This is a genomic window from Pseudomonas sp. LG1D9 (genome assembly GCF_002949995.1).
GTDB lineage: Bacteria > Pseudomonadota > Gammaproteobacteria > Pseudomonadales > Pseudomonadaceae > Aquipseudomonas > Aquipseudomonas proteolytica.
In genome coordinates, this window is sequence record NZ_CP026881.1 from 2,806,976 (window position 1) to 2,828,354 (window position 21,379).

6 protein-coding genes are annotated in these 21,379 nt (G+C 57.7%); 3 read left to right on the forward strand and 3 right to left on the reverse strand.

All coding sequences use genetic code 11. The features are described 5' to 3' along the window. Nucleotides 1-312: 312 nt before the first annotated feature. Nucleotides 313-1,020: a GntR family transcriptional regulator gene (locus C5F71_RS13540; RefSeq protein WP_104911297.1), complete on the reverse strand. Its 708-nt coding sequence runs from the start codon at nt 1,018-1,020 to the stop codon at nt 313-315. Between the two features lie 277 nt (nt 1,021-1,297). Between C5F71_RS13540 and lapG the strand changes: the two genes are divergently transcribed. Together lapG and lapD are read left to right on the forward strand one after the other, a co-directional pair. Beyond that, a complete protein-coding gene (gene lapG, locus C5F71_RS13545) occupies nt 1,298-1,990 on the forward strand; it encodes a cysteine protease LapG (protein ID WP_029300701.1) in 693 nt (230 codons plus the stop codon). 14 nt (nt 1,991-2,004) lie between these two features. Continuing rightward, nucleotides 2,005-3,951 (forward strand): cyclic di-GMP receptor LapD, encoded by a 1,947-nt coding sequence (lapD, locus tag C5F71_RS13550; protein ID WP_104911298.1) that lies wholly within the window; start codon nt 2,005-2,007, stop codon nt 3,949-3,951. Between the two features lie 14 nt (nt 3,952-3,965). On the opposite strand, the gene C5F71_RS13555 is transcribed toward lapD, so the two are convergent. Both C5F71_RS13555 and C5F71_RS13560 read right to left on the reverse strand, forming a co-directional pair. Further along, nucleotides 3,966-4,304, reverse strand: a complete 339-nt coding sequence (locus tag C5F71_RS13555; protein ID WP_029300706.1) for a hypothetical protein — start codon at nt 4,302-4,304, stop codon at nt 3,966-3,968. A 161-nt stretch (nt 4,305-4,465) separates the two neighbouring features. Continuing rightward, nucleotides 4,466-19,666 carry a retention module-containing protein gene (locus C5F71_RS13560; RefSeq protein ID WP_104911299.1) on the reverse strand — a complete coding sequence of 5,067 codons (15,201 nt, stop codon included), beginning with the start codon at nt 19,664-19,666 and terminating at the stop codon, nt 4,466-4,468. Nucleotides 19,667-20,007: 341 nt separating this feature from the next. Here C5F71_RS13560 and C5F71_RS13565 point away from each other — a divergent pair, with 341 nt between their 5' ends. Next, nucleotides 20,008-21,354: a TolC family outer membrane protein gene (locus tag C5F71_RS13565; protein WP_029298771.1), complete on the forward strand. Its 1,347-nt coding sequence runs from the start codon at nt 20,008-20,010 to the stop codon at nt 21,352-21,354. Nucleotides 21,355-21,379 lie beyond the last annotated feature (25 nt).

The following is a 21,379-nucleotide window of genomic DNA, read 5'->3' on the forward strand; positions in this document are numbered from 1 at the left end:
AGAGTAATCACTTGGTTAAGTGTTCAAATACTTACTAAGTTATATAAGGTTTTTTTGCAGGAAGGGGTGTTTCGTAGTCGAACTTTATATTCGATGTGGGAACTTTCCTTGTTGTTTGCAAGTTTAAATTATTGAGCTGAATGACTGGCACTTACTCCGCTAGTGCATTTGCAATGCCGGAAGTGTCATGGCGGTCAATATCGAGTTTGTTACCGCAACGGTCCAAAGAGCGACAGCAGCAGAGGCCGGCTTTGGACGTGTGCGGCGCCTGGCAATCCAGGTCGCGCACTGGGCGGCCAAAGTCGTGAGCAATCAGTGCTGCTCTTTATCGCCCTGTTCAAGGCTGTTCAGGTAATGAGTGATCACTTCCATCCCGCGCATCAGGTGATTACGCAGGGTAAGCACGCTCTGCTCGACCTTTTTCTGGGCAACCAGGTTCAGCAGTTCACGGTGGTCTTCCTGGGAGGTTTCGCCCAGGCCCATGGCCTCAAGGTTGAACCGCAGGAAGCGTTCCTCCTCGTTCAGCCCATGCTCCACCAGGTTCAACAGCCGCTGGTTGGGGGCCTTGCCGTACAGCGCCATATGGAACAGGCGGTTAAGCCGGCCGATTTCGCTGTAGTCGGTTTCGCGCTCAAGGGCGTCGATCAAGGCGTCGGCCTGCTCGATATCGCTTTGCCTGAGCAACGGGATCGATAAGCGCAGCGCCTCCGATTCCAGGAGAATACGCAGGGCGTAAGTCTCCGCCGAGTTATCTTCAATCAGCGGGGCGACCACGGCACCTTTATGGGTCACAACATGCAACAGCGACTGTGCCTCCAGTTGGCGCAGGGCTTCGCGCACCGGCATCCGGCTGACCCCGAACAGGCTGGCCAGCTCTTGCTGGCGCATGGCGGTGCCGCAGGGCAGACGGCCATCCAGTATGGCGTTGCGCAGTGTTTCTTCAATAACGGAGCGAGCGAGGTGAGCAGGAATGGGCCCACTGATCTTGATGCTGCTCAAAGGGTTCGGCTTGTGCGTCACGACTACGCTATCCTCCTTTCTTGTTGGAATGGGTTTTGGCTAATTGGATCCAAAGAACACTAGAGATTGCATGCAAGCTTGTCAAACAGGCAAGGTTTCCCTTTGTAAGCGACTCAACAGCGCGGTTTTTCATCGCACATTATGGCTTGCCGGCGTCTTACAAGGCGCGGTTGCTTTAGCGTAATGGGGACTGAGTGATTGCACAGTGCCATTGTTTTTTGCCTGCCGACCCTTCACCATCGATTGATTCTGCGTCTCTTTCTACGGACTGAAACCATTGGCGGCACGTTTTACTCCCTCGCGGTTTCTGTGCTGGCTGTTTTCAGCGCTGCTGCTGGCTGGCTTATTGCCTGGCGGGCTGCATGCCGATTGGGATTTCTCCCAGATCAGCCGGCGCGCCACCGCGCTCTACGGGCCGTTGGGTGCGGGTCAGCAGCGTATTGATGACTGGCAGCAACTGCTGGCCACGCAAAAACAAGGCAGCGAGGCGGAGCAGCTCAAGGTGGTCAACCTGTTCTTCAACAAGCGCGTGCGCTATGTCGAAGATATCGACTTGTGGAACCAGGTCGATTATTGGGAAACGCCCATCGAAGCCCTGTGGAAAGGCGCCGGTGATTGTGAAGACTATGCCATCGCCAAGTATTTCAGCCTGCGTCACCTGGGCGTCTCCAGCGACAAATTGCGCATTACCTACGTCAAGGCATTGCGGCAGAATCGCGCCCATATGGTCTTGACCTATTATTCGACGCCAGAGGCCATGCCTTTGGTACTCGACAGCCTGATCGATGAAATCCAGCCTGCCAGCCAACGGACCGACTTGCTGCCGGTCTACTCCTTCAACGCCGAGGGCTTGTACCTGCCGGGCGCCAAGGGCAACAAAAAGGTCGGCGACACCAAACGCCTGTCGCGCTGGCAGGATGTGTTGAAAAAAATGCGTGCGGAAGGCTTCCCAGCCGAGCCGGCCAACTAGGAGTAACTGTTCAGATGTCACTGTTCAAACAGCTGTTGATCGCTATCTGTCTGTTCCTGGTGGTCGCCTTCAGCGGCAGCTTCATGGTCAGCCTGGAAAGCTCGCGTACCCAGTACGTGAACCAACTGCGCTCCCACGCGCAGGACGCGGCGACCGCCCTGGCGCTGTCCCTGACACCCAATATCGACGACCCGGCGATGGTCGAGCTGCTGGTCAGCTCGATTTTCGATAGTGGTTATTACGCCAGCATCCGGGTGATCGATGTGACCAACGACCAGGTCATCGTCGAACGCAGTGGCATCCCCGACAACAACGGCGTGCCCAACTGGTTCGTCAAGCTGATCGGCCTGGAACCGGCCGGTGGTGACGCCCTGGTCAGCCGTGGCTGGGAGCAGGCGGCGCGGGTCGAGGTGGTCAGCCATCCGATGTTCGCCCTGGCCAAGCTGTGGCAGAGCGCCCTGGGCAGCCTCGGCTGGTTATTGCTGTGCGGCGCGGTGAGTGCGGTGCTGGGCGCGCTGTTGCTGCGCCGGCAACTCAAACCTTTGGACTACATGGTCAAACAGTCCCACGCCATTGCCCGCCGCGAATTCCTGAGCCTGCCGGATCTGCCGCGCACCCCGGAACTGCGCCGCGTGGTGCAGGCGATGAACCAGATGGTGGAAAAGCTCAAGGCCCTGTTCCAGGAGCAGGCCGAGCGTAGCGAAAAACTGCGGGTGGAGTCCTATCAAGACAACCTTACCGGCCTGGCCAACCGCCGTTACTTCGAGATGCAACTCAATGCGCGGGTCAGCAACCCCGAAGAAACCAGCTCAGGCTACCTGCTGGTGTTGCGGGTCAAGGACCTGGCCGGCCTCAACCAGCGCTTCGGCGGCCAACGCACCGACCAACTGCTGCAGGCGGTCGGTGAACAGTTGCTGCGCCAGTGCGAGCCGTATCCGGAAACCCACAACCTGGTCACCCGTATCCGCGGTGGCGAGTTCGCCGTGCTGGCGCCGGGGCTGATGCGTGAAGAGGCGTTGCAGCTGGCGCAGAACCTGGAAAGCACCCTGCAAAGCCTGCAAGCCACCGGCGCCAGTGACGTTTCGCCGGTTGCCTGTATCGGCCTGGCGCCGTTCAATCATGGTGATTCGCCACAAGCCCTGTTGACCCTGGCCGACCAGGCGCTGGCCCAGGCCGAAACCCAGGGCGATGTCAGTTGGGTGTGCCTGGACCACAGCGCAGCGGCCAGCGTCGGCGACGACCATCATGCCTGGCACACACTGCTGGACCAGGCGCTGACCCAGCACCGCTTCGAGTTGTACTTCCAACCGGTGGTGGCCAGCCAGGATCCGCAACTGGTCCTGCATTACAAAGTGCTCTCGCGCTTGGTCGACGGTCATGGCCACACGATCCCGGCCGGCCGTTTCCTGCCTTGGCTTGAGCGGTTTGGCTGGTCGGCGCGCCTGGACCGGGTGATGTTGGAGCTGGTACTCAAACAAATGGCCAGCCATGAGCACTCGCTGGCCCTGAACCTGTCTGCGGCGACCCTGGCAGACCCGCAAGCCCTGAACCGAATCTTCGACCTGCTACGCCAACATGCCAACCTGGGCCCGCGCCTGACCCTGGAAATCGGTGAAGAGCAACTGCCCGAACAGGCGGTGCTGGAGCAGTTGACCCACCGCCTGCGGGAGCTGAACTTTTCCCTCAGCCTGCAACGTTTTGGCGGGCGCTTCAGCATGATCGGCAACCTGGCGCGCCTGGGCCTGGCCTACTTGAAGATCGATGGCAGCTACATCCGCGACATCGACCAGGAAAGCGACAAGCGCCTGTTCATCGAAGCCATCCAGCGCGCAGCCCACAGCATCGACTTGCCGCTGATTGCCGAGCGGGTCGAAACCGAGGGTGAGTTGCAGGTAATTCGTGAAATGGGGATTTTTGGCGTGCAGGGCCAGCTGTTTGGTGAGCCGGCGCCCTGGCGCTGAGGCCGTGGCCGGCCTCAGATCAGGCCGGTCTCATCATCATTGATCAGGTGGCTCAGGCCACCCAGTGATTCCCGGGCGTTGCTGCGGTCCTTGAGCTTGGCTTGCGCGGCGACCGGCAGGTCCGTCAGGTTGATTACGCCTTTCTGGATCAGCACCTGAATCAAGTCTTCCAGCACCCGGATCATCTCCGAGTCACTGTGCTTGAGCTGCTTGAGGCTCAGCTCCGCTTCTTCATTGGCAAACCAGGCCTGGATCTCATGGTGATCCGCGGGCAGGGTGCCCGTCGATTCGGCGAAGGCAACCGCTTCGGCGCGAATCAGCTCACCCTGTGCATCACGTTGCACGTAGAACATTGAACATCCCTCATGAGAAGAACTGACGACAGCCTGTCAGAGCATAGGCCAACGGCGCGCGATTGGGCGTGAGTATGCCGTGCAATCGCGACCCCATGCCAGTGAACGGTGGCCGCAAATGAATCGGCCGCCTCAAGAGGCGGCCGGTTCAGTGGTTCAGCTTAGGTGTGATCGACCTTGATGGTCGGGTCAGCACCACTGATCAACGAATTGATCGTCTGGCCGGACCAGTTGTTACCTTCCAGCTTGATCGTCACATCCGCATTGGCCAGGCCGCCGGCGGCGTTGAGCTTGCCTTCGGAGCTGATCTGCAGCGTTGTCACGTTATCCACCGTGGTCAACTTCAGGAAGTTGTCGATGGTGCCGTCGGTTTCACCCTTGAGCAGGTCACGCAGGTCAATGCGGTCGCCTTCCAGTGCCTTGAAGTCCTTGATCACATCGTTGCCGACGTCACCGGATCTCCAGACGAAGGTATCGGCACCGGTGCCGCCGATCAGGATGTCATTGCCCTGGCCGCCGATCAGCGTGTCGTTGCCGGTACCGCCCAACAGGATGTCGTTGCCCTTGCCACCGTCCAGGTAGTCGTTGCCGCCCTGGCCGAACAGGATGTCATCTCCCGAGCCACCCAGCAGGGTGTCATTGCCGTCCTTGGCACCCGAGGTGTTGAACTCGTTGTAGTGCTCGGTGATGTACTTATGCACATCCTGGCCGGTGACTGCAGACACCGCCACGCCGTTTTTCCCTGCCACGTAGGTCTGGATGGCGTTGTAGCCTTCGCCGGTAACACCCGTGAAGCTCACCAGATCGCCGAACAGGATGTCGTTGCCGTCACCGCCATCGACACGGTCGGCACCCGGCAGGGTAGCCTCGCTGTGACCGAGGATGGCGTTGGCCAGGTCCTTCGGATCGATGTTGCTTTGTGGCTTGTTGTCGCTGTCGTACGGTGCCAACTGCTCCAGGCCGACCCCGCTTTTAAGACCGATGGCTTCTACGCCGCCTGTGGACAGGCCTTTGAGCAGTGCGAACGCGTTCTGGGAGTTGGTAGCGGTGGCTGTATCGGTGTAGTTACCATAACCGTCAAGAACCGATATCTCATAGGTGCCATCCCCTTGGGCGTGGATGATGCCCTTGTTGTAGGCCCAGCCGTAGGAAAAGAGGGTCACCTTACCGGCAGAGTTGATATCGAGGTAGTTATTCGAATCGATATTGATCCGAGTGGCGGTACCTATGGTGTAGTTGTTCATGTTAACGACGTCATCGAGCTTGACGTTGCCGTACAAGGTCGGGTTGGTCTGCTCGGAACGCTGGTAGAACGTCGGCTCACCATCGGTGATGAAGTACGTGGTGTTGATTGCATCCTTGTTGCCAGTCGCCTGGGCACTTTGGAAGAAGTTGGATGCAGCCTTGAACACGTCTTCGTAGTTGGTGCCGCCGGTCGACACCATCTTATCCAGGACTTTCTGCAGCGCATCCAGTGCACCTGGGTCTTTCAGGTTGACTGTAACCGTACGATTGACCTGGTCACTGAAATCCGCGAGGAAGATGTTCACGACCCCGGAGGTGCTGGAGCCGATACTGTTTTTCAGTGAGTTGAACACGGTGGTCAGCGAGGCTTTCGCCGCCGCTACCGAGTCCGAACCCATACTGCCCGACGTATCGATCATGAACGCAATGTTGTAGTTCTTGCCCTGAACTACGTTCAGGCCCGAAACGTCCGCCACGATGATGTCGTTGCCACTGGTACCGGTGACGTTGTCATCGCCCGAAGTCGCCGTGCTCCCGCTATAGACTGCCGGGTATACCTTGACCGGCAGATTGGCCACGGTTGTGGCCGAGCCGCCGAGGCTTTCGGTGGAGGTCGACGTCACGGTCAGGTTGTACTGGCCGCTGGTGTAAGGCAGTGGCTTGAGGCTCAGGTTGTTGAGGTTCCAACCGGTGACGTCCACCTCGGTATGGCCCTGGGTCGCCGTGAAGGTATGCCCGGCACCGTCGCTGAGCACTGCGCCCACCGGGATGCTGCCAATCTTCACGCTCAGGGTTTCCGAACCGTCGGTATCGGTCAGGCCGGTGGTGACCTTGGTCAGTTTGACCGTGCCGTTTTCCAGCCCTTCGTTGAGCTTGTACGCGTCGTAGTAACCCTGGCCGTTTGTGCCGTGCAGATCCGACACTTGCGCGCCGGCGCTGATCAGGTCGTTGATGCCGGTGTAGATCGGCATCGTGGTGTTGCTCAGGTTGGTCGCGGTGCCACCGTTGACCGACAGCTTGAGATCAAAGCTGCCCGGACCTGATTGGTTGGCATGGTAGATATCAATGCTGTAGTAGCCGTTGCTGGTTGGGGTGAACGTACCGTTGAACTGGCCGGAGTTCGAGCCCCAGGTACCGCTGGCCACATCTTTGCCGCCGATATTGACCAGGATGCTGTCATCGCCGTAGCCGCTGAAGGTGTACGACTTGCCGGCTTCCAGGTAGATCAGGCCGGAGGTCTTCGAGCCTGCACCGCCAGGCACATCTGCAGTAGGTAGGACGGTGGTCGAAACCGTCGTGCTGGTTGGCGTGCCGGCGTTGTCGATGGCATTTTTCAACACGGTCGCGGAGGCGCCATTGCCGTTGGTGCCCAGGTTCGCAATGCTGTTCCAGCTCTGCTTGGTCAGGCCGACCGAGGCGATGTTGTTATCGGCAACGCTCAAGGTCGGCGCGTCTGCAACCGGAGTGATGTCGACTTTTACAGTGGCGCTGGTGCCCAGGTCCTTGCCATCGGTTGGCTGGAACTTGAACTGTGCATAATCAGCCTGCTTGTTGCCCACACCGGTGCCGCCGTAGCCGTCGGCTCCGGATTCGTTGGCATTTGGGGTGAAGCGCAACTGGCCGCCGTCGATCTGCGCCTTGGTGAAGGTCTGGCCGGCTGTCACGTTGGTCCAGGTAGTGCCGTCCGCTGCCAGGTACTGCAGCTTGCCGGCTACTGGCAGCTCGGTGATTTTCACCCCGAGGCTGGCCTGCGGCGAATCCACATCGCTGACCCCGAAGTTGGCCCAGGTCAGCTTCAGCGACGTGTCTTCAGTGCCGGTGACGGCACCGCCGGTGGCAACCGGTGCGTCGTTGACCGCCACTACGTTGACCGTGGTGGTTGCCACGTTCGAGTAGTTGCCGCCGTCGGTCACCGTCACGGTGATAGTCCGTGGCGTGGTGCTCGGGTCGTGGCTGCTGTTGCCGAACGTGATGTTCTTGATCTGCTGCATGTAGTCAGCCAGCGACGCCGTACCGGTCAGGGTCAGGGTGATCTTGCCGGTGACAGGGTCCGTGACCGAGGTCACGTTCATACCGGTGACCTTGCTGTAGTCCAGCGTGTCGCTCGGCTGAGTATTGGTCAGGACTACCGTGGCGCCAGTCAGCTGGGTGCTGTCCGGGTCGGTGATCTTGATGTCGGTATCAGCAATCGATACGCCAGTGCCGCCTTCGGTGAACGTAGTCCTGTAGTCGTTGCCGGTGGCGCCACTGGAATTGTTGGCATCCAGGTCGATAACCGGTGGCGCATCGTTATCGATGATCGACGTTTCGATTTTGCCGTTGGTGGTGCTGATAGCCAGGTTCTCGAAGTTACCGCCGGAAGTGCCCGAGATACTGATCTCGAACTTCTCCGTAGGCTCGGTCAGCTTGTCGTCGATGGTCTTGATATCGAACGTCGCGCTGCTCTGGCCGGCCGGAATCTTCACGGTGTACACGCCGTTGAAGTCTGAACCGTCCTGGGCCACGCCTTTGTACGACAGGGTCACCGTGACTTCGGTTTGCGCCGGCTGGGTCAGGTTCAACGTGTAGTGAGCGGTCTGGCCTTCGGTCACCGAGGTATCGCCCGCAATACTGATCACGGTGTTGCTCGTCACGTCCGTCACTTTGGTGATTACTGGCGTGCCGACCGGGATCAGGTTTTCATACTTGTCGCCACCGCTGACCACATTGGTGATCTTGGCGGAAATGTCCTTGGCGCCCAGGTAGAAGTCATTCGGCGCGGTGAAGTTGGCAGTACCGCTGGTCTTGCCATTGCCGATGGTGATGTTCAAGTCGTTGTCCAACTTGATCACCAGGTCCGAACCCACGTTGGTCACGGCAACGCCGTTCTTATCCACGAGGCTGGCGGTGTAGACGATCTGGCCGCCTTCGGCGACGTTGGTGGTGGCGGTCAGCACAACCTTCACATCGTCGATGGTGTCGTTGATCTGCGTCGTTGCACCGTCGCCAGCAACCACCAGCTTCTCGAAGTTACCGCCTTCAGTACCGGTGATCTTGACCGTCTGGGTGCTCTTGTCGATGAACACGTCATCGCCTGGGGCATCAACAATCACGGTACCAACGGTTTCGCCGGCCTTGATGGTGATGGTTTGCTTGTTGTCGAGGGTCAGGGTGACGTCGGTGTCAGCCTTGTTGCTCAAGGTGGCGGTGTAGGTGATTTTCCCGCCTTCGTTGACGGCGCTTGGCGCGGTCAAGGTGACGGTGGTGGTGTTGTCGGTGCCCGGTGTGTCGGTGACAGTCGTGGTGACCTTGTCAGTGCCCGGAACCAGATTTTCGAAGTGCCCGCCGCCAGTTACTTCCTTGATGCCGGTAGTAACGGTTTGGTCGCCTTTGTACACATCGTCCGGAGCTACTACCGAAACAGTACCGCTCGACTGATTCACGCCAATGGTGATGACCTGGTTGTTATCCAGAGTCACGGTCACTGGGTTGGTGATGTTAGTCACCACGTTTCCAGCTTTGTCGACCAAGGTGGCGGTGTAGACGATCTGGCCGCCTTCACCCACGGTTTTAGTCGCGGTCAGGACCACATCAACCTTGTCGATGGTGTCGTTGATCTGAGTCGTTGCGCCGTCGCCAGCGACTACGAGCTTCTCGAAGTTGCCGCCCGCGGTGCCGGTGATCTGGACGGTCTGGGTGCTCTTATCGATGAACACGTCATCGCCTGGAGCATCAACAATCACAGTACCAACGGTTTCGCCGGCCTTGATGGTGATGGTTTGCTTGTTGTCGAGGGTCAGGGTGACGTCAGTGTCAGCCTTGTTGCTCAAGGTGGCGGTGTAGGTGATTTTCCCGCCTTCGTTGACGGCGCTTGGCGCGGTCAAGGTGACGGTGGTGGTGTTATCGGTGCCCGGTGTGTCGGTGACAGTCGTGGTGACCTTGTCAGTGCCCGGAACCAGATTTTCGAAGTGCCCGCCACCCGTTACTTCCTTGATGCCGGTCGTAACAGTCTGATCACCTTTGTACACATCATCCGGAGCCACAACCGAAACAGTCCCGCTCGACTGGTTCACGCCAATGGTGATGACCTGGTTGTTATCCAGAGTCACGGTCACTGGGTTGGTGATGTTAGTCACCACGTTTCCAGCCTTGTCGACTAAGGTTGCGGTGTAGACGATCTGGCCGCCTTCACCCACGGTTTTAGTCGCGGTCAGGACTACATCAACCTTGTCGATGGTGTCGTTGATCTGCGTCGTTGCGCCGTCGCCAGCGACTACGAGCTTCTCGAAGTTACCGCCTTCAGTACCGGTGATCTTGACCGTCTGGGTGCTCTTGTCGATGAACACGTCATCGCCAGGGGCATCAACAATCACGGTACCAACGGTTTCGCCGGCCTTGATGGTGATGGTTTGCTTGTTGTCGAGCGTCAGGGTGACGTCAGTGTCAGCCTTGTTGCTCAAGGTGGCGGTGTAGGTGATTTTTCCACCTTCACTGACTTCAGTCGGAGCCGTCAGGGTCACAGTGGTGGTGTTATCAGTACCTGGGGTATCCGTCACCACGGTGGTGACTTTATCGGTACCTGGAACCAGGTTCTCGAAGTGCCCGCCGCCAGTTACTTCCTTGATGCCGGTAGTAACGGTTTGGTCGCCTTTGTACACATCGTCCGGCGCTACAACCGAAACAGTACCGCTCGACTGATTCACGCCAATGGTGATGACCTGGTTGTTATCCAGAGTCACGGTCACTGGGTTGGTGATGTTAGTCACCACGTTTCCAGCCTTGTCGACCAAGGTGGCGGTGTAGACGATCTGGCCGCCTTCACCCACGGTTTTGGTCGCGGTCAGGACCACATCAACCTTGTCGATGGTGTCGTTGATCTGCGTCGTTGCACCGTCGCCTGCAACCACCAGCTTCTCGAAGTTACCGCCTTCAGTACCGGTGATCTTGACGGTCTGGGTGCTCTTGTCGATGAACACGTCATCGCCAGGGGCATCAACAATCACGGTGCCAACGGTTTCGCCGGCTTTGATGGTGATGGTTTGCTTGTTATCGAGGGTCAGGGTGACGTCAGTGTCAGCCTTGTTGCTCAAGGTGGCGGTGTAGGTGATTTTTCCACCTTCACTCACTTCAGTCGGAGCCGTCAGGGTCACAGTGGTGGTGTTATCAGTACCTGGGGTATCCGTCACCACGGTGGTGACTTTATCGGTACCCGGAACCAGATTTTCGAAGTGCCCGCCGCCAGTTACTTCCTTGATGCCGGTAGTAACGGTTTGGTCGCCTTTGTACACATCGTCCGGCGCTACTACCGAAACAGTACCGCTCGACTGATTCACGCCAATGGTGATGACCTGGTTGTTATCCAGAGTCACGGTCACTGGGTTGGTGATGTTAGTCACCACGTTTCCAGCCTTGTCGACCAAGGTGGCGGTGTAGACGATCTGGCCGCCTTCACCCACGGTTTTGGTCGCGGTCAGGACCACATCAACCTTGTCGATGGTGTCGTTGATCTGCGTCGTTGCACCGTCGCCTGCAACCACCAGCTTCTCGAAGTTACCGCCTTCAGTACCGGTGATCTTGACGGTCTGGGTGCTCTTGTCGATGAACACGTCATCGCCAGGGGCATCAACAATCACGGTGCCAACGGTTTCGCCGGCCTTGATGGTGATGGTTTGCTTGTTGTCGAGCGTCAGGGTGACGTCGGTATCCGCTTTATTAGAAAGCGTCGCGGTGTAAGTAATCTTGCCGCCTTCACTTACTTCAGTCGGAGCCGTCAACGTCACGGTAGTGGTGTTATCGGTGCCCGGTGTGTCGGTGACGACGGTCGTGACCTTGTCAGTGCCCGGAACCAGATTTTCGAAGTGCCCGCCGCCAGTTACTTCCTTGATGCCGGTAGTAACGGTTTGGTCGCCTTTGTACACATCGTCCGGAGCTACTACCGAAACAGTACCGCTCGACTGATTCACGCCAATGGTGATGACCTGGTTGTTATCCAGAGTCACGGTCACTGGGTTGGTGATGTTAGTCACCACGTTTCCAGCCTTGTCGACCAAGGTGGCGGTGTAGACGATCTGGCCGCCTTCGCCGACAGTTTTAGTCGCGGTCAGGACCACATCAACCTTGTCGATGGTGTCGTTGATCTGAGTCGTTGCGCCGTCGCCAGCGACTACGAGCTTCTCGAAGTTGCCACCCGCGGTGCCGGTGATCTGGACGGTCTGGGTGCTCTTATCGATGAACACGTCATCGCCTGGAGCATCAACAATCACAGTACCAACGGTTTCGCCGGCCTTGATGGTGATGGTTTGCTTGTTGTCGAGCGTCAGGGTGACGTCGGTGTCAGCCTTGTTGCTCAAGGTGGCGGTGTAGGTGATTTTCCCGCCTTCACTCACTTCAGTCGGAGCCGAAAGGGTCACGGTAGTGGTGTTATCAGTACCTGGGGTATCCGTCACCACTGTGGTGACTTTGTCGGTACCTGGAACCAGGTTTTCAAAGTGCTCGCCACCGGTGACTTTTTCGATGCCGGTCGTAACAGTCTGGTCGCCTTTGTACACATCATCCGGTGCTACAGCCGAAACAGTACCGCTCGACTCGTTCACACCAATGGTGATGACCTGTTTGTTATCGAGGGTGATGGTCAGCGGACCAGTGGTGTTGGTGACTGGCTTGCCGTCTTTATCAACCAAGGTTGCGGTGTAAACGATTTCGCCGCCTTCACCCACGGTTTTAGTCGCGGTCAGGACCACATCAACCTTGTCGATGGTGTCGTTGATAGTCGTTGTCGCGCCGTCGCCTGCAACCACAAGCTTCTCGAAGTTGCCGCCCGCGGTGCCGGTGATCTGGACGGTCTGGGTGCTCTTGTCGATGAACACGTCATCGCCAGGGGCATCAACAATCACGGTACCAACGGTTTCGCCGGCCTTGATGGTGATGGTTTGCTTGTTATCGAGGGTCAGGGTGACGTCGGTATCCGCTTTATTAGAAAGCGTAGCGGTGTAAGTAATCTTGCCGCCTTCACTTACTTCAGTCGGAGCCGTCAACGTCACGGTAGTGGTGTTATCGGTGCCCGGTGTGTCGGTGACGACGGTGGTGACTTTGTCAGTACCTGGAACCAGGTTTTCAAAGTGCTCGCCACCGGTAACTTTTTCGATGCCGGTCGTAACAGTCTGGTCGCCTTTGTACACATCATCCGGCGCTACAGCCGAAACAGTACCGCTCGACTCGTTCACACCAATGGTGATGACCTGTTTGTTATCGAGGGTGATGGTCAGCGGACCAGTGGTGTTGGTAACTGGCTTGCCGTCTTTATCAACCAAGGTTGCGGTGTAAACGATTTCACCGCCTTCACCCACGGTTTTGGTCGCGGTCAGGACTACATCAACCTTGTCGATGGTGTCGTTGATCTGCGTAGTCGCACCGTCGCCTGCAACCACCAGCTTCTCGAAGTTACCGCCTTCAGTACCGGTGATCTGGACGGTTTGGGTGCTCTTATCGATGAACACGTCATCGCCAGGGGCATCAACAATCACAGTACCAACGGTTTCGCCGGCCTTGATGGTGATGGTTTGCTTGTTATCGAGCGTCAGGGTGACGTCGGTGTCAGCCTTGTTGCTCAAGGTGGCGGTGTAGGTGATTTTTCCACCTTCACTCACTTCAGTCGGAGCCGTCAGGGTCACAGTGGTGGTGTTATCAGTACCTGGGGTATCTGTCACCACGGTCGTGACTTTATCGGTACCTGGAACCAGGTTTTCAAAGTGCTCGCCACCGGTGACTTTTTCGATGCCGGTAGTAACGGTCTGGTCGCCTTTGTACACATCGTCCGGCGCTACAGCCGAAACAGTACCGCTCGACTCGTTCACACCAATGGTGATGACCTGTTTGTTATCGAGGGTGATGGTCAGCGGACCAGTGGTATTGGTAACTGGCTTGCCGTCCTTGTCGACCAGGGTGGCGGTGTAAACGATCTCGCCGCCTTCGCCGACAGTTTTAGTCGCGGTCAGGACCACATCGACTTTATCGATGGTGTCGTTGATCGTGGTGGTAGCGCCGTCGCCAGCAACCACAAGCTTCTCGAAGTTACCGCCTTCAGTGCCGGTGATCTGGACGGTTTGGGTGCTCTTGTCGATGAACACGTCATCGCCTGGAGCATCAACAATCACGGTACCAACGGTTTCGCCGGCCTTGATGGTGATGGTTTGTTTGTTATCGAGGGTCAGGGTGACGTCAGTGTCAGCCTTGTTGCTCAAGGTGGCGGTGTAGGTGATTTTTCCACCTTCACTCACTTCAGTCGGAGCCGTCAGGGTCACAGTGGTGGTGTTATCAGTACCCGGTGTGTCGGTTACGACGGTCGTGACTTTGTCAGTACCAGGGACCAGGTTCTCGAAGTGCTCGCCACCGGTGACTTTTTCGATGCCGGTCGTAACAGTTTGGTCGCCTTTGTACACATCGTCCGGCGCTACAGCCGAAACAGTACCGCTCGACTCGTTCACACCGATGGTGATGACCTGTTTGTTATCGAGGGTGATGGTCAGCGGGCCGGTGGTGTTTGTGACTGGCTTGCCGTCTTTATCAACCAAAGTCGCGGTGTAAACGATCTCGCCGCCTTCACCCACGGTTTTGGTCGCGGTCAGGACTACATCAACCTTGTCGATGGTGTCGTTGATCTGCGTCGTTGCGCCGTCGCCAGCAACCACCAGCTTCTCGAAGTTACCGCCTTCAGTACCGGTGATCTTGACGGTTTGGGTGCTCTTATCGATGAACACGTCATCGCCTGGAGCATCAACAATCACGGTACCAACGGTTTCACCGGCCTTGATGGTGATGGTTTGTTTGTTATCGAGCGTCAGGGTGACGTCGGTATCCGCTTTATTAGAAAGCGTAGCGGTGTAGGTGATCTTGCCGCCTTCACTTACTTCAGTCGGAGCCGTTAACGTCACGGTAGTGGTGTTGTCGGTGCCCGGTGTGTCGGTTACGACGGTCGTGACTTTGTCAGTACCAGGGACCAGGTTCTCGAAGTGCTCGCCACCGGTGACTGTTTCGATGCCGGTCGTGACAGTCTGGTCGCCTTTGTACACATCGTCCGGAGCCACAGCCGAAACAGTACCGCTCGACTCGTTCACACCAATGGTGATGACCTGTTTGTTATCGAGGGTGATGGTCAGCGGACCAGTGGTATTGGTAACTGGCTTGCCGTCTTTATCAACCAAAGTCGCGGTGTAAACGATCTCGCCGCCTTCACCCACGGTTTTGGTCGCGGTCAGGACTACATCAACCTTGTCGATGGTGTCGTTGATCTGCGTCGTTGCGCCGTCGCCAGCAACCACCAGCTTCTCGAAGTTACCGCCTTCAGTACCGGTGATCTTGACGGTTTGGGTGCTCTTATCGATGAACACGTCATCGCCTGGAGCATCAACAATCACGGTACCAACGGTTTCACCGGCCTTGATGGTGATGGTTTGTTTGTTATCGAGCGTCAGGGTGACGTCGGTATCCGCTTTATTAGAAAGCGTAGCGGTGTAGGTGATCTTGCCGCCTTCACTTACTTCAGTCGGAGCCGTTAACGTCACGGTAGTGGTGTTGTCGGTGCCCGGTGTGTCGGTTACGACGGTCGTGACTTTGTCAGTACCAGGGACCAGGTTCTCGAAGTGCTCGCCACCGGTGACTGTTTCGATGCCGGTCGTGACAGTCTGGTCGCCTTTGTACACATCGTCCGGAGCCACAGCCGAAACAGTACCGCTCGACTCGTTCACACCAATGGTGATGACCTGTTTGTTATCGAGGGTGATGGTCAGCGGACCAGTGGTATTGGTAACTGGCTTGCCGTCTTTATCAACCAAAGTCGCGGTGTAAACGATCTCGCCGCCTTCGCCGACAGTTTTGGTGGCGGTCAGCACCACATCAACTTTGTCGATGGTGTCGTTGATAGTCGTTGTCGCGCCGTCGCCTGCAACCACAAGCTTCTCGAAGTTGCCGCCCGCGGTGCCGGTGATCTGGACGGTTTGGGTGCTCTTGTCGATGAACACGTCATCGCCTGGTGCATCAACAATCACAGTACCAACGGTTTCGCCGGCCTTGATGGTGATGGTTTGCTTGTTATCGAGAGTCAGGGTGACGTCGGTATCCGCTTTATTAGAAAGCGTAGCGGTGTAGGTGATTTTTCCACCTTCACTCACTTCAGTCGGAGCCGTCAGGGTCACAGTGGTGGTGTTATCAGTACCTGGGGTATCCGTCACCACGGTGGTGACTTTATCGGTACCTGGGACCAGGTTTTCAAAGTGCTCGCCACCGGTGACTTTTTCGATGCCGGTCGTAACAGTTTGGTCGCCTTTATACACGTCGTCTGGCGCTACAGCCGAAACAGTACCGCTCGACTCGTTCACACCAATGGTGATGACCTGTTTGTTATCGAGGGTGATGGTCAGCGGACCAGTGGTGTTGGTGACTGGCTTGCCGTCTTTATCAACCAAAGTCGCGGTGTAAACGATCTCGCCGCCTTCACCCACGGTTTTGGTCGCGGTCAGGACTACATCGACTTTATCGATGGTGTCGTTGATCTGCGTCGTTGCGCCGTCGCCAGCGACTACGAGCTTCTCGAAGTTGCCACCCGCGGTGCCGGTGATCTGGACGGTCTGGGTGCTCTTGTCGATGAACACGTCATCGCCAGGGGCATCAACAATCACGGTACCAACGGTTTCGCCGGCCTTGATGGTGATGGTTTGCTTGTTGTCGAGCGTCAGGGTGACGTCGGTATCCGCTTTATTAGAAAGCGTAGCGGTGTAAGTGATCTTTCCACCTTCGTTGACGGCGTCTGGCGCGGTCAAGGTGACGGTGGTGGTGTTGTCGGTGCCCGGTGTGTCGGTGACGACGGTCGTGACTTTGTCAGTACCAGGGACCAGGTTCTCGAAGTGCTCGCCACCGGTGACTTTTTCGATGCCGGTCGTAACAGTTTGGTCGCCTTTGTACACATCGTCCGGCGCTACAGCCGAAACAGTACCGCTCGACTCGTTCACACCGATGGTGATGACCTGTTTGTTATCGAGGGTGATGGTCAGCGGGCCGGTGGTGTTGGTGACTGGCTTGCCGTCTTTATCAACCAAAGTCGCGGTGTAAACGATCTCGCCGCCTTCGCCGACAGTTTTGGTGGCAGTCAGGACCACATCGACTTTATCGATGGTGTCGTTGATCGTGGTGGTAGCGCCGTCGCCAGCAACTACGAGCTTCTCGAAGTTGCCACCAGCGGTGCCGGTGATCTGTACGGTCTGGGTGCTCTTGTCGATGAACACGTCATCGCCTGGAGCATCAACAATCACGGTACCAACGGTTTCGCCGGCCTTGATGGTGATGGTTTGCTTGTTGTCGAGCGTCAGGGTGACGTCGGTATCCGCTTTATTAGAAAGCGTCGCGGTGTAGGTGATCTTGCCGCCTTCACTTACTTCAGTCGGAGCCGTCAACGTAACGGTAGTGGTGTTATCGGTGCCCGGTGTATCGGTGACAGTCGTGGTGACCTTGTCAGTGCCCGGAACCAGGTTTTCAAAGTGCTCACCACCCGTTACTTCCTTGATGCCGGTAGTAACAGTCTGATCACCTTTGTACACATCATCCGGAGCCACAACCGAAACAGTCCCGCTCGACTGGTTCACGCCAATGGTGATGACCTGGTTGTTATCCAGAGTCACAGTCACTGGGCTGGTGATATTAGTCACCGGTGCGCCGTTCTTATCCACCAAGGTAGCGGTGTAAACGATCTCACCACCTTCACCCACGGTTTTGGTCGCGGTCAGCACCACATCGACCTTGTCGATGGTGTCGTTGATCTGCGTCGTCGCCCCACCCGGAGCGATATCAAGCTTCTCGAAACCACCACCCACAAAGTCCGGATTGATCGTGACGTTGATCGGACCCGCATCTTTGAATACGTCGTCGGTCGGTGCCTTGGAGGTCACTTGGCCTGTGGTCTCGCCCTTGGCGATAGTGATGACGTCACCATTGCTCAAGGTAAGGGTCAGGTCGCTGCCGGCCTTGTTGCTCAGGGTCGCGGTGTAGGTGATGTTGCCACCCTCGTCGGCCTCGCCCGGTGCGGTCAGGGTGACGGTGGTGGTGTCGGTGGTGCCGGGTGTGTCGGTCACGGTGGTGTTGACTGGCGTGGTGCCAGGTACCAGGTTCTCGAAATGCGCGCCGCCGGTCACATTGGTGATCGCGGTGGTGACGGTCTGGTTGCCCTCATACACGTCATTAGGCGCAACAGTGCTGGCAGTGCCCGCGGATTGGCCGACGCCAATGGTAATGGTCTGGCCATTGTCCAGGGTCACGGTCAACGGATTGGTGGTGTTGGTGACCGGATTACCCGCCTTGTCCACCAGCGACGCGGTGTAAACGATCTGGCCGCCTTCGCCCACGGTGGTGGTCGCCGTCAGGACCACATCGACCTTGTCGATGGTGTCGTTCACGGTGGTGGTAGCGCCGTCACCGGCCACTTCCAGTTTTTCGAAGTTACCGCCATCAGTCTCGACGATCTTCACAGTTTGCGTGCTTTTGTCGACAAACACATCATCGCCCGGAGCATCGACGGTGACGGAGCCAACGGTTTCACCCGCCTTGATGATGATGGTCGAACCGTTATCCAGCTTCAGCGTAACGTCGGTGTCTGCTTTATTGGAAAGCGTGGCGGTGTAGGTGATCTGGCCGCCTTCGTTGACATCGCCTGGCGCTGTCAGTGTCACGGTGGTGGTGTCGACCGAATCGGTGATGGTCGTGACGGCTGGCGTTGTGTTGGGCACCAGGTTTTCAAAGTTGCCACCGGTGGTCCCGGTGATAGTCGTAGTGACGGTGCTGCCGTTGACGTAGACGTCGTTCGCCGGGGTATCGACCACCACGGTGCCGACGGATTCGCCGGCCTTGATGGTGATCACCGAACCGTTGGACAACGTCACGGTCACCGGGGTTTGCGCCGGGTTGGTCAGCGTCGCGGTGTAGGTGATCTGGCCGCCTTCGGTCACGGTATTGGTGGCGGTGAGGGTCAGGCCAGTGTCATCCACCGAGTCGGTGATCGTGGTGACAGCTGGGGTGGTGTCGGGCTCCAGCTTTTCGAAGTTGCCACCGGTTGCCCCGGTAATGGTGGTGCTGACCGTGCTGCCATTGTTGTAGACGTCGTTGGCCGGTGTATCGACCACCACCGTACCGGTGGACTTGCCTGCCTCAATGGTGATCACCGAGCCGTTGCTCAAGGTGATGGTGACAGGGGTCTGTGCCGGGTTGGTCAGGGTCGCGGTGTAAGTGATCTGGCCGCCTTCGGTCACTGTTTCGCCTGCTGTCAGGGTCACAGTGGTGGTGTCGATGGTGTCGGTGATCTGGGTGACTGCCGGTGTCGGGTCGACGGTCAAGATCAGGTTGTTACCGCCGGTGGTGCCGGTGACGGTGACGCTGATCTGGCCTGGATCGATGTACGGGCTGTCGTTGGGCGCCAAAGGCACATTGACGGAGCCGGTCACTTGGCCGGCCGGGATGGTGATCACCGCGCCGTTGGACAGGGTGATCGTCAGGTTGCTGGTGGACGGCTGGGTCACTGTGGCGGTGTAGGTCAGCACGCCGCCGGCTTCGGTGATGGTCGGTGTGGCGCCCAGGGTCAGGGTCGACGGCAACGGTGCGGCCGTGAGTGGGTCAGTCGGCTGCCCGCCGAGTTCGTTGGTCAACGCATTGGTTGCGAAACCCAGGCCAGCAGTCGGAAAACCAATGGTCGGATCGACCGAGCCTGCGGTCTCATCAAGCATCACAAAGCTGTGGCCGCCACCGGCAGCGCCCGTGCCGGAAGCTGTTGCGCCTGCGGCGGTGGCTTCCAGGTCGGTGGTCGGGTCAGCGCCGGCGGCAATGGCCTGCTGCAGTTCGGCAACCGAAGGTGCGGCCTGTGCAGTGGCTTGGGCCAGGTCAGTGCTGGAGTCGGGCGCGTTGGCGCTCCACTGGGTATCACGCCCCAGGTCCAGCGTACGGCCATCGGCCAGCTCCAGGCTCACGGAGCCCGACATGCCGGTGTCTATCTGATCGCCGGCAAACAGGCGATCACCTTCAACCAGCACCCGACGGGCGCCTTCCGGAGAAATGACGAAAACTTGGCCAACAATGCTTTTGACGATTGCAACAACACTGCTCATTGAAGATTTCTCCGGCGATCCATTCTGTGGGTGTTCCTAAGGCTGAGATCCGATGGGATTCATCAGCCTGGGAGGTGCGTAGTTTATAAATCGGATGACGTCAAATATTTGGCTATATTTTTTGGCGATTTACTTTATGCCAAACTATTGACCTTCTTGGCGCCATCCTAAACAATCGCCTCGCTAATGTCACATTGATATTCATGCGGCGAACCGTCCTACATGTGTGAACCAGTTCCGCTTTTGAACTTTCCGACGTACGGTCATTACGGTAGCCATTTTCTAACGCAGCACAACCAAGTTGCTGTGACTTGAGACAAGAAGTCCTGGGGATTCTTAAAATGCGTTTGCACCTGCTTAAGGCAATACCGTTCGTTCTCGCCGCCAGTTTCGTACAAGCCCAAACCCTGCCCCAGGCCATGCAGCAAGCGCTGGATGTGCACCCTGAGATTCAGGCAGGTGTCAACGCTCGTATCGCGGCTGACTATCAGTTGCGTGCGGCCAAGGGTGGTTACCTGCCCCGTGTCGACCTGAACGCGGGTTATGGCCGTGAAGGCACCGACAGTTCATCCACCCGAGCCCGTGGCGGCCATTGGGACACCCTCAATCGCGGTGAATCGAGCCTGCGCCTGCAGCAAATGGTTTTTGACGGTTTTGCCACCTCCAGTGAAGTAGGGCGTCAACAAGCCACCGTTAACTCCCGCGCTTTTTCGTTGCTTGGCACTTCCGAGCGCACTGCATTGACGGTAGCCCAGGTTTACCTGGACGTCCTGACCCGTCGTGAGTTCGTGCGTCTGGCCGAAGACAACCTGCGTAACCACGAGCGCATCTACGACCAGATCAAACTGCGCACCCAGCGCGGTGTCGGCAGCGGGGCTGACCTGGACCAGGCTGAAGCCCGTTTGGCCCAAGCCCGTAACAACGTGATCACCGAGCAGACCAACCTGGCCGACGCCCAGACCAACTACCTCAGTGCCGTCGGCCAAGAAGCCGATCAGTTGGAGCGTCCGCCCAGCTTCATGGCGCTGCTGCCTGCAGACCTGAATGAAGCGCGTCGCCAGATGCTCGATAACAGCCCGATCCTGCGTTCGGCCGAATCCGATATCGCCGCTGCCGAAAAACAATACGAAGCCGCCAAGTCTTCCTTCTACCCACGTTTCGACGCCGAGTTGGGCCGTAACGCCGACAACAACATCGACGGCGACGCCAGCCACAACAACGGCTGGGAAGCCATGCTGCGCATGCGCTTCAACCTGTACGCCGGTGGCAGCAACAAGGCTGAGCTGGAGTCCAAGTCCTACCAGTCCAACCAGGCCCTGGATATCCGCAACAACGCCTTGCGCCAGTTGAACGAAGAACTGGGCCTGGCCTGGAACGCCATGAACAACGCCAATGCCCAGGTGCCGATTGCCCAGCAATACGTCGACCACAGCAGCAAGGTGCGCGGCGCCTACCAGAAACAATTCAGCCTGGGCGAACGAACTCTGCTTGACTTGCTCGACAGTGAAAACGAGCTGTTCACGGCTTCGCGTCGTTTGGAAGAGATAAAAAACGTTCAGTTATTTACTCAGTACCGAATCAAGGCGACCATGGGCGAGTTGCTCAAGAGCCAAGGAGTGGTCGCACCGATGGCCTCCGTCGTCCAGAACGATGTGAAGCCGAAAGTCCAACTGCCTGGGATGAATTGAGCTATTCCTTATAGTCCCATCTGTT